The organism is Kaistella gelatinilytica, assembly GCF_015679325.1.
Taxonomy (GTDB): Bacteria; Bacteroidota; Bacteroidia; order Flavobacteriales; family Weeksellaceae; genus Kaistella; species Kaistella gelatinilytica.
This window is the reverse complement of sequence record NZ_JADPVI010000001.1, coordinates 1,104,990-1,119,405: the sequence shown is the minus strand read 5'-3', so window position 1 is coordinate 1,119,405 and position 14,416 is coordinate 1,104,990. Positions and strand designations below refer to the sequence as shown.

Here is a 14,416-nt window from a genome sequence, read left to right as displayed (position 1 = left end):
AAAATCAATCATATGGAATTACATTTAATCGTCGATATCTTATCAGAATTAGATACTTTTCAAAAAGTTCAACCTGGAAATCAAACCAGTTTGGAAGAATTTCGTCTTTACTTAAATCAGAAAGCATACGAAAGCGAAACGCCGAGAAACCTTACCGAAAAGTTTGGTCTGGAGGTTTTCGATCTTGAGAATGAAATTGCTAAACAGGTAATTATGCTCGGTCGTTATTCTAAGCATTTGATAAAGAAGTCATTAGAGAATCACCCGGATTTGGTGAACGAAGACTTTACGTATCTTTTTAGATTGATGGATTATCCATCGCTGACGAAAATGCAGTTGATCGAGAAAAATGCTCACGAAAAGCAAACAGGTATCGAGATCATCAAAAGATTGGTGAGAAACGGTTTACTGGTCGAAAGTCCGGACGAAAATGACAAAAGAAGTACCCGAATTTCGGTGACTGAAAAAGGAAAGAAAGTTTTTGCAGAATCGATGAAAGATATTACCATGGTTTCTAAAATCATGTGCGGGAAACTGGACAGTGAGGAAAAGGAACATTTACTGGTTTCATTGAAAAAATTAAATACATTCCATCATACCGTTTATACAAATCTCAGAAATGAATCGACGAAGAAGTTATTGAAAATGGTAGAAAATGGCGGATAAAATTAGTATTTTCTGGTTTCGCCGCGATTTAAGACTGTCCGATAACCACGGACTTTTTAAAGCTTTGGAGTCTTCAGAAAATGTTTTGCCGATCTTTATTTTTGATGAGGAAATTCTTTCTAAATTAGAAAATAAGGAAGATAAACGCGTTGATTTTATTTTGCAGGCTTTGCAAACACTCAACGAATATCTAGAAAAATCGGGAAAATCGATCAAAATTTTGCACGGAAATGCGCTAAGTATTTTTAAAGATCTAATTGATGATTACAGTGTTGAAAATGTTTTCTGTAATGAAGATTATGAACCGTCCGCCATTAAAAGAGATTTAGAAATTGCAGAATTTTTAAATAAAAATGACATTGATTTTTTATTATTTAAAGATCAGGTTCATTTTCATAAAGATGATATTTTAAAATCTGATGGTACTCCTTATACGATTTACACGCCATATTCGAAGCAATGGTTAATCAAATTTAATAATGGTAAAATCGAGTCATATCCCAGTGAGAAGCACCTTCATCATTTTATTGACGTAGAAAAGCAGGACGTAACTTTAGAAAAAATTGGGTTCAAAAAAACAGATTATCAATTTAAAATTCCAAAAATTGATCGTGATATATTAAAAACTTATCACGAAACGCGTAATTTTCCAACAACACCAACTTCCGAGATGAGTGTTCATCTTCGTTTTGGAACAATAAGCGTTCGGAAATTAGCTTCAGTTGCCAGTCAATTAAACGAGACCTATCTGAAGGAATTGATTTGGCGGGAATTTTTTATGCAGATCTTATATCATTTCCCCAAAGTTGTTCACGAATCTTTTAAAAGAAAATACGACAAGATCACCTGGATCTATGATGATGAAAGCTTGAAGAAGTGGCAGGAAGGAAAAACCGGTTATCCTATTGTTGATGCGGGAATGCGCGAACTCAATGAAACTGGTTTTATGCACAATCGCGTTCGAATGGTCTGTGCAAGTTTTTTCACGAAGCATCTTTTAATGGACTGGAGAATCGGTGAAGCTTACTTTGCAGAAAAGTTACTGGATTACGATTTATCTGCGAATAATGGGAACTGGCAGTGGAGCGCAGGAACTGGTTGTGATTCTGCACCATATTTCAGAGTATTTAATCCGGAAGAACAGCAAAAAAAATTCGATCCAGAATTTAAGTATATCAAAAAATGGGTCAAAGAATTTGGAACAAAAGATTATCCACAACCAATGGTTGATCACAAGTTTGCGCGTTTACGAGCGCTCGAAACCTATAAAAAAGGATTGCAGGAATAAGTTGTAAAAAGATCTAAATCTTAAACTAAAATCTTCAAGCTTTTTGGTAAAACTTTAATGTGAACAGGAGAGGAGATTTCATTGTATTCTCCATCTAAGTGCCAATCTTTGGTATTCACACTAAATTCTATTTCCGGAACTGAAAGATAAGTGACATATTTATCTTCCTTTAAATTTTTTGTGAACATCCGAGTTGCGAAAAGTGCGCCATAGGTTAACGGGAATTTCTTAACCAAAACTATTTCTACCAAACCATCGACTGTACTTGCATGCGGTGCGATGTAGGCATTATTTCCGAATTGACGGGTATTTGCCACGTTCAGCATTAAATATTCGCCGTCGTGCTGTTTAAATTTTTCCGATTTAAATTTTACATTAATGGGTTTATACTTAAAGAAAGTTTTGATTGAAACTTGAATATAATTTTTGAAACCACGGCTTGTTTTTTCGAATTCTTTCACGACTTTCCCGTCGAAACCTGTACCTGAAACGTTTATAGAAAGTTGATCATTAACTTTGAAAGTGTCGATTTCCCGGAATTGACAGGCTTTAATTTTGGCTAAAAGACCGTCTAAGTTTTTAGTAAAATTGGTCTCATTTGAAAAACCATTTCCAGAACCTGCCGGAAATATGGCAAGAATTTTTCCAGTATTAATAAGGCTTTTTGCAACAGAGGAAATGGTTCCATCGCCACCAACTGCTACAAATATATCGGTATTTTCAAAATTTTCTTTAATGAAAGTTTCAGTCCCTTCGAGAGATTCTGAAATATAAAAATTTGCCTTTTCGATCCTTTTTTTTAAGGAATCAACAAAAGGCTGATAATTTTTCTTTGCAGAATAAGGATTGATGATGAAAGCTACTTTTTTCATGGTTTGCAAAAGTAAAGAAAGCAGATCATTAAACCTGATATCTTCAAAATTATTATAATCCTAATCGCGTTTTGAATTCACTTTTAAGGAGTGGTTTAATGGCTGAAAAAGGAACTTTGATCAAGACCGGACCTGCTGCGTAAGCGGTAATTTCGTATTGATTATAAAGGAAATACAGATGGTCTTTTCCAAAATAAAAATTTTCATTAAGCTGAATTTCTTTCACTAAAAGCATTTCAGCCTGTCCTTTTCCCAAATCATTTTTTAGGAAATTATCCATCAAAATTCTGCTCCAGATTTTGGGGTCCTGTTCCGAAAGAATATCTGAGAGATACAGCGTTTTGTTATTTTTAAGATCAAAAACTTTGTAAAATTCGTAGTAATATCCGTGAGCGCCGCCTGTAAAACCATCACCTGAATATTTTATGGTCAGCAAATCATTTTGATTGGAAAAAACATTCATATCAGAATTGTTGTTCCATGTTTGTTTAAAATCTGGTTTGTAATCTTTTAATCCATTCTTCGTTTCTGTGTAAAATGCAGCTTTTTTAGCTTCCAGTTCTTTAGTAAGGTTTGCTTTGGAATAATTTGTTGAATGAATGTTTTCTTTAGCATAAATAGAATCCAGTAAAATTGAATCTTTAATCTGGGAAAAGACCAGTAATTTCGATTTAAAAGCGATGGTAAGATTATTGTCAATCTTCAAAGAATCATCAACTTTTACAGAATCAATAGCAAATTTTTCAGGAGTTGAAACGGTTTTTTCAGGTAATTGTGAAGTGGATTCTACCGAATTTTTTTCTTTGTTGCAGCTGATAAAAGATAGAAAGAAGATGGTGGAAATTGCGAAGAAATTTTTCATTTTTAAATTTAATGAAAATTATTTATTTAAAAAAATGTTACGGAGCTAATTCTTGAACCCAAAAAATCGTAAACTTTGTATTGTTCACGATTTTGAATAAAAAAAACTGCTCAATATTTTGAACAGTTTTATATAATTATTTTAAGAAATCTTAAACATCAATTTTTGCATAGATCGCATTTTTCTCGATGAACTCACGTCTTGGAGGTACTTCATCGCCCATTAACATAGAGAAAACATTATCTGCTTCTGCTAAGCTCTCAATTGTAACCTGTTTTAAGGTTCTTCTTTCCGGATTTAAGGTTGTTTCCCAAAGCTGTTCAGGATTCATTTCCCCAAGACCTTTGTAACGCTGAACTTCAACTCCTTTTCCGTCTGGAGCCATTTCCATTGTTATTTCTTCGCGTTCTTTTTCATTGTACGCATATGTTTTTTTGCTTCCCTTTTTCAATAAATATAAAGGAGGTTGTGCGATATAAATGTATCCGTTTTCAATTAATTCCTTCATATATCTGAAGAAGAAAGTCAAAATTAAAGTAGAAATGTGAGCACCATCAATATCGGCATCACACATGATCACAATTTTGTGATATCTTAATTTCGCGATATTCAAAGCTTTACTGTCTTCTTCTGTTCCCACAGAAACTCCCAGAGCTGTATAAATATTTTTGATCTCTTCATTGTCATAAACTTTATGAACCATTGATTTCTCAACGTTAAGAATTTTACCTCTCAAAGGTAGAATCGCTTGGAAATGGCGGTCACGACCTTGTTTTGCCGTTCCACCTGCCGAATCTCCCTCGACTAAGAATAATTCAGAAATTGCGGGGTCTTTGGATGAACAGTCAGACAGTTTTCCCGGTAATCCGCTTCCACCCATTGGAGATTTGCGCTGAACCAATTCTCTTGCTTTTTTCGCAGCCTGTCTTGCTTTTGCAGCTAAAACTACTTTTTGTACGATGAGTTTTGCTTCGTTAGGATTTTCTTCCAAGAAGTTGCTCAACATTTCTCCTACGATCTTATCAACCGCACCAGAAACTTCAGAGTTTCCTAATTTCGTTTTTGTTTGTCCTTCAAACTGAGGTTCCATCACTTTTACAGAAATCACGGCAGTCAATCCTTCACGGAAATCGTCACCCGTAACTTCTACTTTTTCTTTCGCAGGAAGTCCTAATTCATCTGCAAATTTCTTTAAAGTTCTTGTTAAAGCTCTTCTGAAACCTGCAAGGTGAGTTCCACCTTCATGCGTATTGATATTATTAACGTAAGAGTGCAGATTTTCCGTGTAAGAAGTATTGTATCTCATCGCAACTTCTACAGGAATATTATCTTTTTCACCTTCCATGAAAATCACGCTGTTCATGATACTTTCACGGTTTCCGTCGATGTATTCTACGAACTCTCTCAATCCACCTTCAGAAAAGAACAAGTCATGTTTAACTGTTCCATCTTCCTCCAAAACTCTTTCGTCGGTTAGTGTAATCTTGATTCCTTTGTTCAAATAAGAAAGCTCGCGCATTCTACTTGCTAAAGTGTCGTAATTGAAGATCAATTCCTGAAAAATAGTATCATCTGCCTGGAAGAAAACTTCAGTTCCACGTTCTGTTGTACTACCTATTTCTTCTACATCTGCTAAAGCTTTTCCTTTAGAATATTTCTGCTCATAAATTTTACCATCTCTTTTAACGGTTGCGATCAAGGAATTCGAAAGTGCATTTACCACCGAAACCCCAACTCCGTGAAGACCACCGGAAACTTTGTAAGAATCTTTATCAAATTTTCCACCCGCTCCAATTTTGGTCATTACAACCTCCAAAGCAGATTTCTGTTCCTTCTCGTGCATATCAACCGGGATTCCACGACCGTTATCTTTTACAGAAATACTTTCACCTTCGTGAATGATCACTGAGATGGTGTCGCAATGTCCTGCTAAAGCCTCATCAATCGAGTTGTCTACAACTTCGTAAACCAAATGATGCAAACCTCTTAAACCTACATCACCGATGTACATTGAAGGTCGCATTCTTACGTGTTCCATTCCTTCTAAAGCTTGGATGCTACTCGCTGTATATTCTTTTTGACTCATAATATTTATTATTTGTTGAAGTATTTCTACAACAACATTTTCAATGAATTTATATTAAATTTTAACTGAAATTTTCGTCTTTTTTATTTTTTCAAAAGGCTCACAAATATACTGAATTTCGATGTAACATCAAAGTTAACAAAGTCATAAAATTAGGAGCGTTTTTCATGAAAAAATCCTCAAAATATTTGAGGATTTAAAATCTAAGTTTTCTATGGTTATGAATAATTAATCGGTCTCATTATGAACTTTGAAATTAATATTAGAATTCCGGAATTAATTTAACAGGTCTATTTATTTTGTCGCTTCTAATTTTGCAACGGACTGATCTAAAATCACTTTTTGATGATATCTGCACGAATTAGGTATTGCGAAGATCAATAATAACACAAATGTTTTCATGGTATTCTTTTTAAAATCGAGCAACTAAAGCTCTATTATCACCGGTAAATCTCCTGGTAGGCGTTCCGACTCTATCCATCAGAATTTTTGTTTCGCCATTTTTTTCAACGCTGATAAAAATTTTATCGACATCCCAGTTATCTGCGCCAATACCGCCGCCTCCTGTGTGTCGAACTTCTACTTCCTTAATATCATTAAAATCCATGGCGGCAGAATTCGTGATCTCCATAACACGGCTTGCTTCCGTAAAATTGTTCCATTTTCTTTTGGCATTAATGTTTCTCAGAACATAAACCTGCGTGCTGTTTCTCATTCGAATGGTAATATCTACATTGTTATTATCGCCACCTTCCAAATTATCTCCGCCCGTTGCGATGGTGAATGATAATTTGGCATTCGTTCTTGTCGATACAGAGGGAGTTGTCATAGCAGGTGTATAATTATGAGGGAAAGTATATTTGAAAGTGTCGCCGCAATAGCTGCAGGGATTTCTGTTTTCGTAGATAAATCTGTAAAGTGGAACTCTGCCGACTCCTTTTAAATCTGCTAAAACATATCTTTTCATCATTCCATTTTCGGCAATATTAGCGACAACCAGTAATTTTCCCAAATTCCAGTTATCTGCCATTGCGCCATCGACATTATTCCAGGAACCTTTCGCATTTCCCCGCATTACAGCGATGGTTTTGATGTCGGTTACCACAATATTTGCCGGTAATGGCGACACGAATCTTCGCACCGAATTGTTTGGCCAGTTTTCCCCTTTATTTACATTCTCCAGAAAAAGATCAGGTTTTCCATTAAAGGTAATTCTTACATCTACATTTTTCTGAAAATCGCGGTGGTCTAAATTGTCTTCGCCTGTAGTAAAGTCGATCGCGACTGAATTTTCGAGCGCCAAAATATTGACATTTTTCCCAGATTTTTTCGAGACAGGATTAGTGGCAGTGGCAAAGTAAAACAGACTGAGCGTTAATAGAAGTATAATTTTTTTCATGATTTTAATTTTTTAATCTGTTAAAAAATAAGTTTAGAATTTGTGTATTTTACCTTTGTAACGATGATCAGGAAGATTTGTAAAGTTTTTTTTGATAAAGTAAATATCCTTAAGTTTGTTTGAAAACAAAATAGTAGATATCTGTCATTTTAATGAAAAATTACAATTGAAGATGAGGGAAGCTTCTGAAATTCAACCAATTGATTACGAAACGATTTCCACGACTATAAAAGTGGAAAATAAAAAGAAAATGAATTAGAGAAGATCTTTAAAAGGGATATCGAAAATATCAACCTGTAATGATGTTGATCGATACTTCAAATTCCAAAAAGCCTTTCTACAAAGCGATTGTTGATAATGATGAACCTTGCAGCAACGTCAATAGAGCAAACATTACGAAGATAGAACGGGAAATTCTGGCTTTATTGATCAACAGAAAAAATTGTCCAAAAATCGCGGAAGAACTTTTCATTTCTTATCACATTGTCGAAAATTACAAGAAGAATTTGCGTATAAAAACGGGAAGTAAAACCACCCTAGAATTGATTTCTTACGTTTTACATTGCAATATTTTATAAAAAAAATCCTCAAAAAAATTTGAGGATTAATAAGATAACAGTTAACCTTAATTTTCTTATTTAACTAATGTTGCTTCTACTCTAATTTCTGTATTGAGTAATTTAGAAATAGGGCAGTTCTTCTCTGCATCAGCAACTAATTCGTCAAATTTTTCTTTAGAAATTCCCGGAATATTTGCGACTAATGTCAACATAGATTCCGTTATTTTTCCTTCTTTTGCGTCCAAATTAATCACACATTTTGTTTCTAAATTTTCTGCTTTGAAACCTTCTTCATCTATTTTAAAAGATAAAGCCATTGTGAAGCAGCCCGCATGTGCTGCAGCGATTAATTCTTCCGGATTCGTACCGACGCCTTCTTCAAAACGCGAGCTGTAGGAATATTGCGTCTTGTTTAAGGTCGTGCTTTGAGTAGTCAAATTTCCTTTTCCATCTTTACCTGAACCTTGCCAAATGGCTGTTGCATTTCTTTTCATAATAGAATTGTTTAAGGTGTTTTATATTTTTTTCATCAAAACGACATCGTCGATCTTCTCTACTTTAACCAAGTTATATTTCGTCAAATTTTTCGCTGCTTTGTCCCATTTCTTTCCAGAAAGGTTACTCTTCACTTTTACCAAGCCCAAAGTCATTGGTTCTTCTGAAGAACTCAAGATCTCTAAAACCAGTTTTTCATCTTCATCCAGTTCCAAAGTTGGTGTTGCTTTTTCCGGCTTCATTTGAGGGAAAAATAATACTTCCTGAATCGATTGATTGTTGGTCATAAACATGATCAAACGATCCATACCAATTCCCATTCCCGAAGTTGGCGGCATACCGTATTCTAAGGCTCTTAGGAAGTCTTCGTCTATAAATTGTCCGGCTTCATCGTCTCCTTTTTCGGCTAATTTTAATTGATCTTCAAAACGTTCTCTTTGGTCGATCGGATCATTTAATTCCGAATAAGCATTTGCGATTTCTTTACCGCAAACCATTAATTCGAAACGCTCGGTTAAGCCTTCCTGCGTTCTGTGTTTTTTTGTTAAAGGCGACATTTCGATAGGGTAGTCTGTTATGAAAGTCGGCTGTATAAAGTTTCCTTCACATTTTTCCCCAAAAATTTCATCGATCAACTTTCCTTTACCCATCGTTTCATTCACGTCGATTCCGATTGATTTTGCAAAATCAAAAAGTTCCTGTTCAGACTTCCCTGTGATATCAAAACCCGTATATTTAATGATCGCTTCCGTCATCGAAACCCGCGCGTAAGGTGCTTTGAAACTAATTTCCTGATCACCAAATTTAGCATCGGTTGTGCCATTTACAGCAATTGCGCAATGTTCAATCATTTTTTCGGTGAAATCCATCATCCAGTAGTAGTCTTTGTAGGCTACATAAATTTCCATAACGGTAAATTCCGGATTATGTGTTCTGTCCATCCCTTCATTTCTGAAGTTTTTAGAAAATTCATAAACGCCATCAAAACCACCAACGATCAATCTTTTTAGATATAATTCATTTGCGATTCTCATATATAATGGAACATCAAGAGCATTATGATGCGTCATAAATGGTCTTGCTGCGGCACCACCAGCAATTGCCTGCAAAACAGGAGTTTCTACCTCAATATAACCTGCATCATTGAAAAACTGACGCATTGCATTGTACAATTTCGTTCTTTTTAAAAACGTTTCTTTGACGTGAGGATTCACGATCAGATCGACATAACGTTGTCTGTATCGAAGTTCCGGATCATTGAAGGCATCGTAAGTCACGCCATTTTCATCTGTTCGAGGTTGTGGAAGCGGACGTAAAGACTTGGTTAAAATTTTGAAATTGCTGACTTTAACTGTCATTTCACCAACTTGCGTATTGAACAGTTCACCTTCAATCCCAATAATATCACCGATGTCTAAAAGGTGTTTGTAAACATCATTGTAAAGCGATTTATCTTCACCAGTACAGATTTCATCACGGTTGAAATAAACCTGAATTTTACCTTCTGAATCCTGAAGTTCGGCAAAACTTGCTTTTCCCTGAATTCTACGGCTCATCAAACGACCTGCAATGGTCACTTTTTTACCTTCAACAAAGTCTTGCTTGATGGTTTTAGAAGTATCTGTAATTTTATATTCTTCGGCTGGAAAAGCATTGATGCCCATTTTTTCCAGGGTTTGTAACTTTTCTCTCCTGATGATTTCCTGTTCTGATAACTGCATTTTTCTTGCTATTTTAAGACGGCAAATTTAGTGAATTTTTTGCGAAAAATAGAAGGCTAAAATTTCCGAGAAATTAATCCCAGATCGGGGATTTTAATTAGTATTCGAAGATTCGTGCTTAATAAAACCTATCTAAAATGTAGTTAATGTTTTTTATTTGGTTTCATTCCAAATTCTCAAATTACCGCGTTGTATTGCATATTATATGTAAATTTGTAATGTGAAAAAATGGTTGCTGTATTTTATGGTTTTTACTTATCTTACTTCTTTTTGTGAAGTTAGACAGGTGGCGAAACTTCCGAAACTCGTGCAACATTATATTTCACACAAGATCGCTGATCATGATATTTCGGTATATGCATTTTTTAAAATGCATTATTTAGATGAACAGAAAAAGGATAAAGATTATTCTGAGGATATGAAGCTTCCCTTTAAAACTCATGATTTTTCGAGCACTTTGATCACCTTAAACATTCCACCGGAAAAGGAAAACTTAATTTTTCCGCATCAGTCAATTTACGTTGATTATTCAACTAATTTTTCTTATTCAGAAAAGTTTTATCCTTCTGTATTTCAAAAAATTTGGGAACCTCCTAAGATTTAATTTAAAAATTTTCTCGCATTCCGCGTTGTTAAATCTTTTGGTTTCAACTCATGATATGCTAAACAAGAATTAAATTTTAAATTAAAAAAAATGGACGAATTACATTTGCATCTGGTTGTCAACCATTTGCCGATCATATTTCCTATTGTTGGAATCATTATACTCCTTATCGGGATTTTCAGTAAATCCGAAGTTACCAAACGAAACGCCTACATTATCTTTATTCTAGGAGCCATAGCTTCTATTGCAGCGATTGTTACAGGCGAAAACGCAGAAAATTCTGCCACACAGATAGCTGGTCTTTCTGAAAACCTCATTGAAAAACATGCCGATTTTTCCGAAATTTTTGCAATCCTTACTTACGTTTTAGGTGGAATTTCATTGCTTGCGCTTATTGCAAGTTTTAGAAATTCAGCATTATCAAAATATGCTCCCTTTGCAGTGGGAATTCTCGCGATTGTTTGTCTCTTCTTTGCTCAAAAAGTAGGAACAACCGGTGGTGAAATTAAACACACTGAAATCAGAACTGGTAAAGACTTCGATTATCGAAATTTTGAGGGCGATGATCCGACTTCCAAAAGTGACAAACATGATGATCAATAATTTGATGTACACGCTACATTCTCTGACAATTTTTAAAGAAAAAAAATGCTTAATAAAATAATAGAATTTTCTATAAAAAATAAACTGATCATCATTTTGATGACGCTCGGTTTAATAATTTATGGACTGTTCGAACTCACAAAACTTCCCATCGATGCGGTTCCTGATATTACCGATAATCAGGTTCAGATCATTACCGTTTCACCGAGTTTGGGAGCGCCCGATGTTGAACGTTTCATCACTTTCCCTTTAGAGCAGATCAATTACAATATACAGGGAATCAAAGAAATGCGGAGTTTCTCGCGGTTTGGTTTATCTGTAATTACCATTGTCTTCAAAGACGATATCGATTTGATGGTGGCTCGTCAACAGGTTGCAGAAAGATTGCAGCAGGTTTCAAAAGAAATTCCTATCAATTTGGGAGTGCCGCAAATGGCGCCAATTTCCACAGGTTTAGGGGAAATTTACCAGTATGTGGTCCGTCCGAAAAAAGGGTACGAACACCGATATAATCCGATGGAATTACGAACTATTCAGGATTGGATCGTCCGCCGACAACTGTTAGGAACTCCTGGAGTTGCCGATGTCGCAAGTTTTGGTGGAAATTTGAAACAGTATGAAGTTGCAGTAAATCCCGCCATTTTAAAATCGATGGGCGTTACGATCACCGAGGTTTTTAATGCACTGCAAAAAAACAATCAAAACACTGGTGGCGCTTACATTGAAAAAGGACCCAGCGTTTTATTTATCAGAACGGAAGGTTTGATGAATAAGATCCCCGATATTGAGAATACCGTCATTAAAAATTTAGCGGACGGAACACCGATTCTTATTAAAAATATTGGAAAAGTTCAATACGGAAAAGCCATTCGCTACGGTGCGATGACTTATAATGGAGAGGGCGAAGTTGCAGGCGCCGTGGTAATGATGATGAAAGGCGCAAACTCCAATGAAGTCATTAAATTGGTGAAAAGCAGGATTGAAGAAATACAAAAAACACTTCCGGAAGGCGTAAAGATTGATGCTTTTCTGGACCGGACCAAAATGGTGAATAACGCGATTGGAACCGTAAGTAAAAACCTGCTGGAAGGTGCGCTGATCGTCATATTCGTCCTGGTTTTATTCCTGGGAAATTTTCGCGCCGGACTTTTAGTGGCTTCTGTCATTCCTTTGGCAATGCTTTTTGCGATCATCATGATGAATATTTTCGGTGTTTCCGGGAATTTAATGAGTTTAGGAGCCTTAGATTTTGGATTGATCGTCGATGGTGCCGTGATTATTGTCGAAGCGATCTTACATCGATTCAAACATTTAACGAAGTTTCAGGACAAGAAAATTTCTCAGGAATTTATGGATCGCGAGGTTTATACTTCTTCGAGTACCATGATGAATTCAGCGGTTTTCGGTCAGATTATTATCCTGATCGTTTACTTGCCGATCTTAACATTGCAGGGAATTGAAGGAAAAATGTTCAAACCAATGGCACAAACCGTGATCTTCGCTTTGCTTGGTGCGTTCATTCTTTCTCTGACTTACATTCCAATGATGAGTTCTTTGTTTTTATCTAAAAAAATAGATCTAAAGAAAAACTTTTCAGATCGAATGATGGCAAAACTGGAAAGCTTTTATCATAAGACTTTAAATTTTGTTTTAAAAATTCCGAATTTAGTTTTCTTCAGCGTTGTCGGATTATTTTTCGTATCCTTATTTGTAATGTCGAGATTAGGCGGTGAGTTCATTCCCTCACTTCCGGAAGGAGATTTCGCCGTTGATACCCGGGTTTTACCCGGAAGCAATCTGAAAACTTCCACCGATGCAGTTCAGAAATCTTCCCGAATATTAATGAAAAAATTCCCCGAAATTGAAAAGATCGTCGGGAAAACCGGAAGCAGTGAGATCCCAACCGATCCAATGCCAATCGATGCAAGTGACATGATGATCATTCTGAAACCCCGCAAAGAATGGACTTCTGCGAAATCTTATAATGAATTATCGGAAAAGATGTCTGCAGAACTTAAGAAAAATCTGATCGGCGTTACCTATTCCTTCCAATATCCGGTCGCCATGCGTTTTAACGAGTTAATGACCGGTGCAAGACAAGATGTTGTTATTAAAATTTATGGTGAAAATCTGGATAGTTTAAAAGTTTACGCCGAGAAATTAGGAGCGATCTCCAAAAAAATAAAAGGAGCTCAAAACATTTACGTAGAACCAATTTCGGGAATGCCACAGATCGTGATTTCTTACAAAAGAGAAGCGCTTTCGCAATTTGGATTAAATGTAGAAGATGTGAATAATATCGTAAACACTGCATTTGCGGGACAATCTACAGGTTCTGTTTTCGAAGGAGAGAAGAAATTTGATCTTGTTGTTCGTTTAGATGGCGAGCAAAGAAAGAATGTCGATGATGTCAACAATCTGTTAATTTCGACTCCTTCAGGAACTGAAATCCCTTTGAGCACCGTGGCTTCCGTCGAACTCAAAGAAAGTGTCAATCAAATACAGCGGGAAAATGCACAGCGCAGAATTATTGTCGGCTTCAATGTCAGAAACCGCGATATTCAGTCCACCGTAGAAGATCTGCAGAAAGTCGTCGAAAAAGATTTCAAACTTCCGACCGGTTATTCGATCTCTTATGGCGGAACTTTCGAGAACCTTCAGCATGCGAAATCCCGTTTAATGATCGCAGTTCCCATCAGTTTATTGCTGATTTTACTGATGCTTTATTTCGCCTTTAATTCGGTCAAATATGGCTTGCTGATTTTCTCCGCAATTCCACTTTCTATGATCGGCGGAATAATGTCGCTCTGGATTCGTGGAATGAATTTCAGTATTTCTGCAGGCGTAGGTTTCATAGCACTTTTCGGAGTGGCCGTATTAAATGGAATCGTCCTGATCGCAGAATTTAATCGGCAGAAACTAAAACATTCGGATTTAAACGACGTCGTAAAAATCGGCGGCAGAACCCGATTACGCCCGGTTTTAATGACCGCTTTGGTAGCATCACTCGGATTTTTACCAATGGCACTCAGTACCGGCGAAGGTGCAGAAGTACAAAGACCTTTAGCAACAGTCGTTATCGGTGGTTTACTCTTGGCAACTTTCCTCACGCTCTATTTATTGCCACTAATTTATATCTGGTTTGAGGAACATTTCCCCGACAGACGCAAAAAAATTCAGGAAATAAGCGAAGAAGAAGATGGCTACGATGAATAGAATTAGGTTTTGGGCAGACGTTTCCGCCTTCCGCTCCCGCTTTT

Annotated in this window: 12 protein-coding genes; 6 read left to right on the top strand and 6 right to left on the bottom strand. The window is 36.2% G+C overall.

Going from position 1 to position 14,416, the window contains the following annotated elements; translation table 11 throughout:
- The first annotated feature begins 12 nt into the window (after positions 1-12).
- Together IV494_RS04950 and IV494_RS04945 are read left to right on the top strand one after the other, a co-directional pair.
- The gene (locus IV494_RS04950) at positions 13-666 is read left to right on the top strand and encodes a MarR family winged helix-turn-helix transcriptional regulator (RefSeq protein WP_196079039.1); all 654 of its coding nucleotides are present in this window, start codon (positions 13-15) and stop codon (positions 664-666) included.
- Positions 656-1,954 (top strand): cryptochrome/photolyase family protein, encoded by a 1,299-nt coding sequence (locus IV494_RS04945; protein ID WP_196079038.1) that lies wholly within the window; start codon positions 656-658, stop codon positions 1,952-1,954. Before IV494_RS04950 ends, IV494_RS04945 begins: the two co-directional genes overlap by 11 nt.
- A 20-nt stretch (positions 1,955-1,974) precedes the next feature.
- Here IV494_RS04945 and IV494_RS04940 read toward each other — a convergent pair whose 3' ends face one another.
- The 4 genes from IV494_RS04940 to IV494_RS04925 form a co-directional block, all read right to left on the bottom strand.
- Entirely contained in the window at positions 1,975-2,826 is an 852-nt protein-coding gene (locus IV494_RS04940; protein ID WP_196079037.1) for a diacylglycerol/lipid kinase family protein, read from the bottom strand.
- A 52-nt stretch (positions 2,827-2,878) separates the two neighbouring features.
- On the bottom strand, positions 2,879-3,688 hold the full coding sequence (locus IV494_RS04935) for an RsiV family protein (protein ID WP_196079036.1): 810 nt from the start codon (positions 3,686-3,688) through the stop codon (positions 2,879-2,881).
- A gap of 151 nt (positions 3,689-3,839) precedes the next feature.
- Positions 3,840-5,774 carry a DNA topoisomerase (ATP-hydrolyzing) subunit B gene (gyrB, locus tag IV494_RS04930; protein WP_196079035.1) on the bottom strand — a complete coding sequence of 645 codons (1,935 nt, stop codon included), beginning with the start codon at positions 5,772-5,774 and terminating at the stop codon, positions 3,840-3,842.
- Positions 5,775-6,186: 412 nt separating this feature from the next.
- Positions 6,187-7,173, bottom strand: a complete 987-nt coding sequence (locus tag IV494_RS04925; protein ID WP_196079034.1) for a hypothetical protein — start codon at positions 7,171-7,173, stop codon at positions 6,187-6,189.
- Positions 7,174-7,472: 299 nt separating this feature from the next.
- On the opposite strand from IV494_RS04925, the gene IV494_RS04920 reads away from it, so the two are divergent.
- The gene (locus tag IV494_RS04920; RefSeq protein WP_196079033.1) at positions 7,473-7,751 is read left to right on the top strand and encodes a helix-turn-helix transcriptional regulator; all 279 of its coding nucleotides are present in this window, start codon (positions 7,473-7,475) and stop codon (positions 7,749-7,751) included.
- A 56-nt stretch (positions 7,752-7,807) separates the two neighbouring features.
- On the opposite strand, the gene IV494_RS04915 is transcribed toward IV494_RS04920, so the two are convergent.
- Together IV494_RS04915 and lysS are read right to left on the bottom strand one after the other, a co-directional pair.
- Complete coding sequence (locus IV494_RS04915; protein ID WP_196079032.1) at positions 7,808-8,227, bottom strand: OsmC family protein; 420 nt, start codon at positions 8,225-8,227, stop codon at positions 7,808-7,810.
- Between the two features lie 21 nt (positions 8,228-8,248).
- Positions 8,249-9,949, bottom strand: a complete 1,701-nt coding sequence (lysS, locus tag IV494_RS04910; protein WP_196079031.1) for a lysine--tRNA ligase — start codon at positions 9,947-9,949, stop codon at positions 8,249-8,251.
- 220 nt (positions 9,950-10,169) lie between these two features.
- On the opposite strand from lysS, the gene IV494_RS04905 reads away from it, so the two are divergent.
- The 3 genes from IV494_RS04905 to IV494_RS04895 all read left to right on the top strand — a co-directional run bounded on the left by IV494_RS04905 (position 10,170) and on the right by IV494_RS04895 (position 14,372).
- Positions 10,170-10,553: a hypothetical protein gene (locus tag IV494_RS04905; protein ID WP_196079030.1), complete on the top strand. Its 384-nt coding sequence runs from the start codon at positions 10,170-10,172 to the stop codon at positions 10,551-10,553.
- A 90-nt stretch (positions 10,554-10,643) separates the two neighbouring features.
- Positions 10,644-11,156 (top strand): hypothetical protein, encoded by a 513-nt coding sequence (locus tag IV494_RS04900; protein ID WP_196079029.1) that lies wholly within the window; start codon positions 10,644-10,646, stop codon positions 11,154-11,156.
- Positions 11,157-11,201: 45 nt separating this feature from the next.
- Complete coding sequence (locus tag IV494_RS04895; RefSeq protein ID WP_196079028.1) at positions 11,202-14,372, top strand: efflux RND transporter permease subunit; 3,171 nt, start codon at positions 11,202-11,204, stop codon at positions 14,370-14,372.
- Positions 14,373-14,416 lie beyond the last annotated feature (44 nt).

Coding starts and splice junctions, on each gene's coding strand:
- IV494_RS04950 (WP_196079039.1), top strand. CDS start 13: ATGGAATTACATTTAATCGTCGATATCTTATCAGAATTAGATACTTTT.
- IV494_RS04945 (WP_196079038.1), top strand. CDS start 656: ATGGCGGATAAAATTAGTATTTTCTGGTTTCGCCGCGATTTAAGACTG.
- IV494_RS04940 (WP_196079037.1), bottom strand. CDS start 2,826: ATGAAAAAAGTAGCTTTCATCATCAATCCTTATTCTGCAAAGAAAAAT.
- IV494_RS04935 (WP_196079036.1), bottom strand. CDS start 3,688: ATGAAAAATTTCTTCGCAATTTCCACCATCTTCTTTCTATCTTTTATC.
- gyrB (WP_196079035.1), bottom strand. CDS start 5,774: ATGAGTCAAAAAGAATATACAGCGAGTAGCATCCAAGCTTTAGAAGGA.
- IV494_RS04925 (WP_196079034.1), bottom strand. CDS start 7,173: ATGAAAAAAATTATACTTCTATTAACGCTCAGTCTGTTTTACTTTGCC.
- IV494_RS04920 (WP_196079033.1), top strand. CDS start 7,473: ATGATGTTGATCGATACTTCAAATTCCAAAAAGCCTTTCTACAAAGCG.
- IV494_RS04915 (WP_196079032.1), bottom strand. CDS start 8,227: ATGAAAAGAAATGCAACAGCCATTTGGCAAGGTTCAGGTAAAGATGGA.
- lysS (WP_196079031.1), bottom strand. CDS start 9,949: ATGCAGTTATCAGAACAGGAAATCATCAGGAGAGAAAAGTTACAAACC.
- IV494_RS04900 (WP_196079029.1), top strand. CDS start 10,644: ATGGACGAATTACATTTGCATCTGGTTGTCAACCATTTGCCGATCATA.
- IV494_RS04895 (WP_196079028.1), top strand. CDS start 11,202: ATGCTTAATAAAATAATAGAATTTTCTATAAAAAATAAACTGATCATC.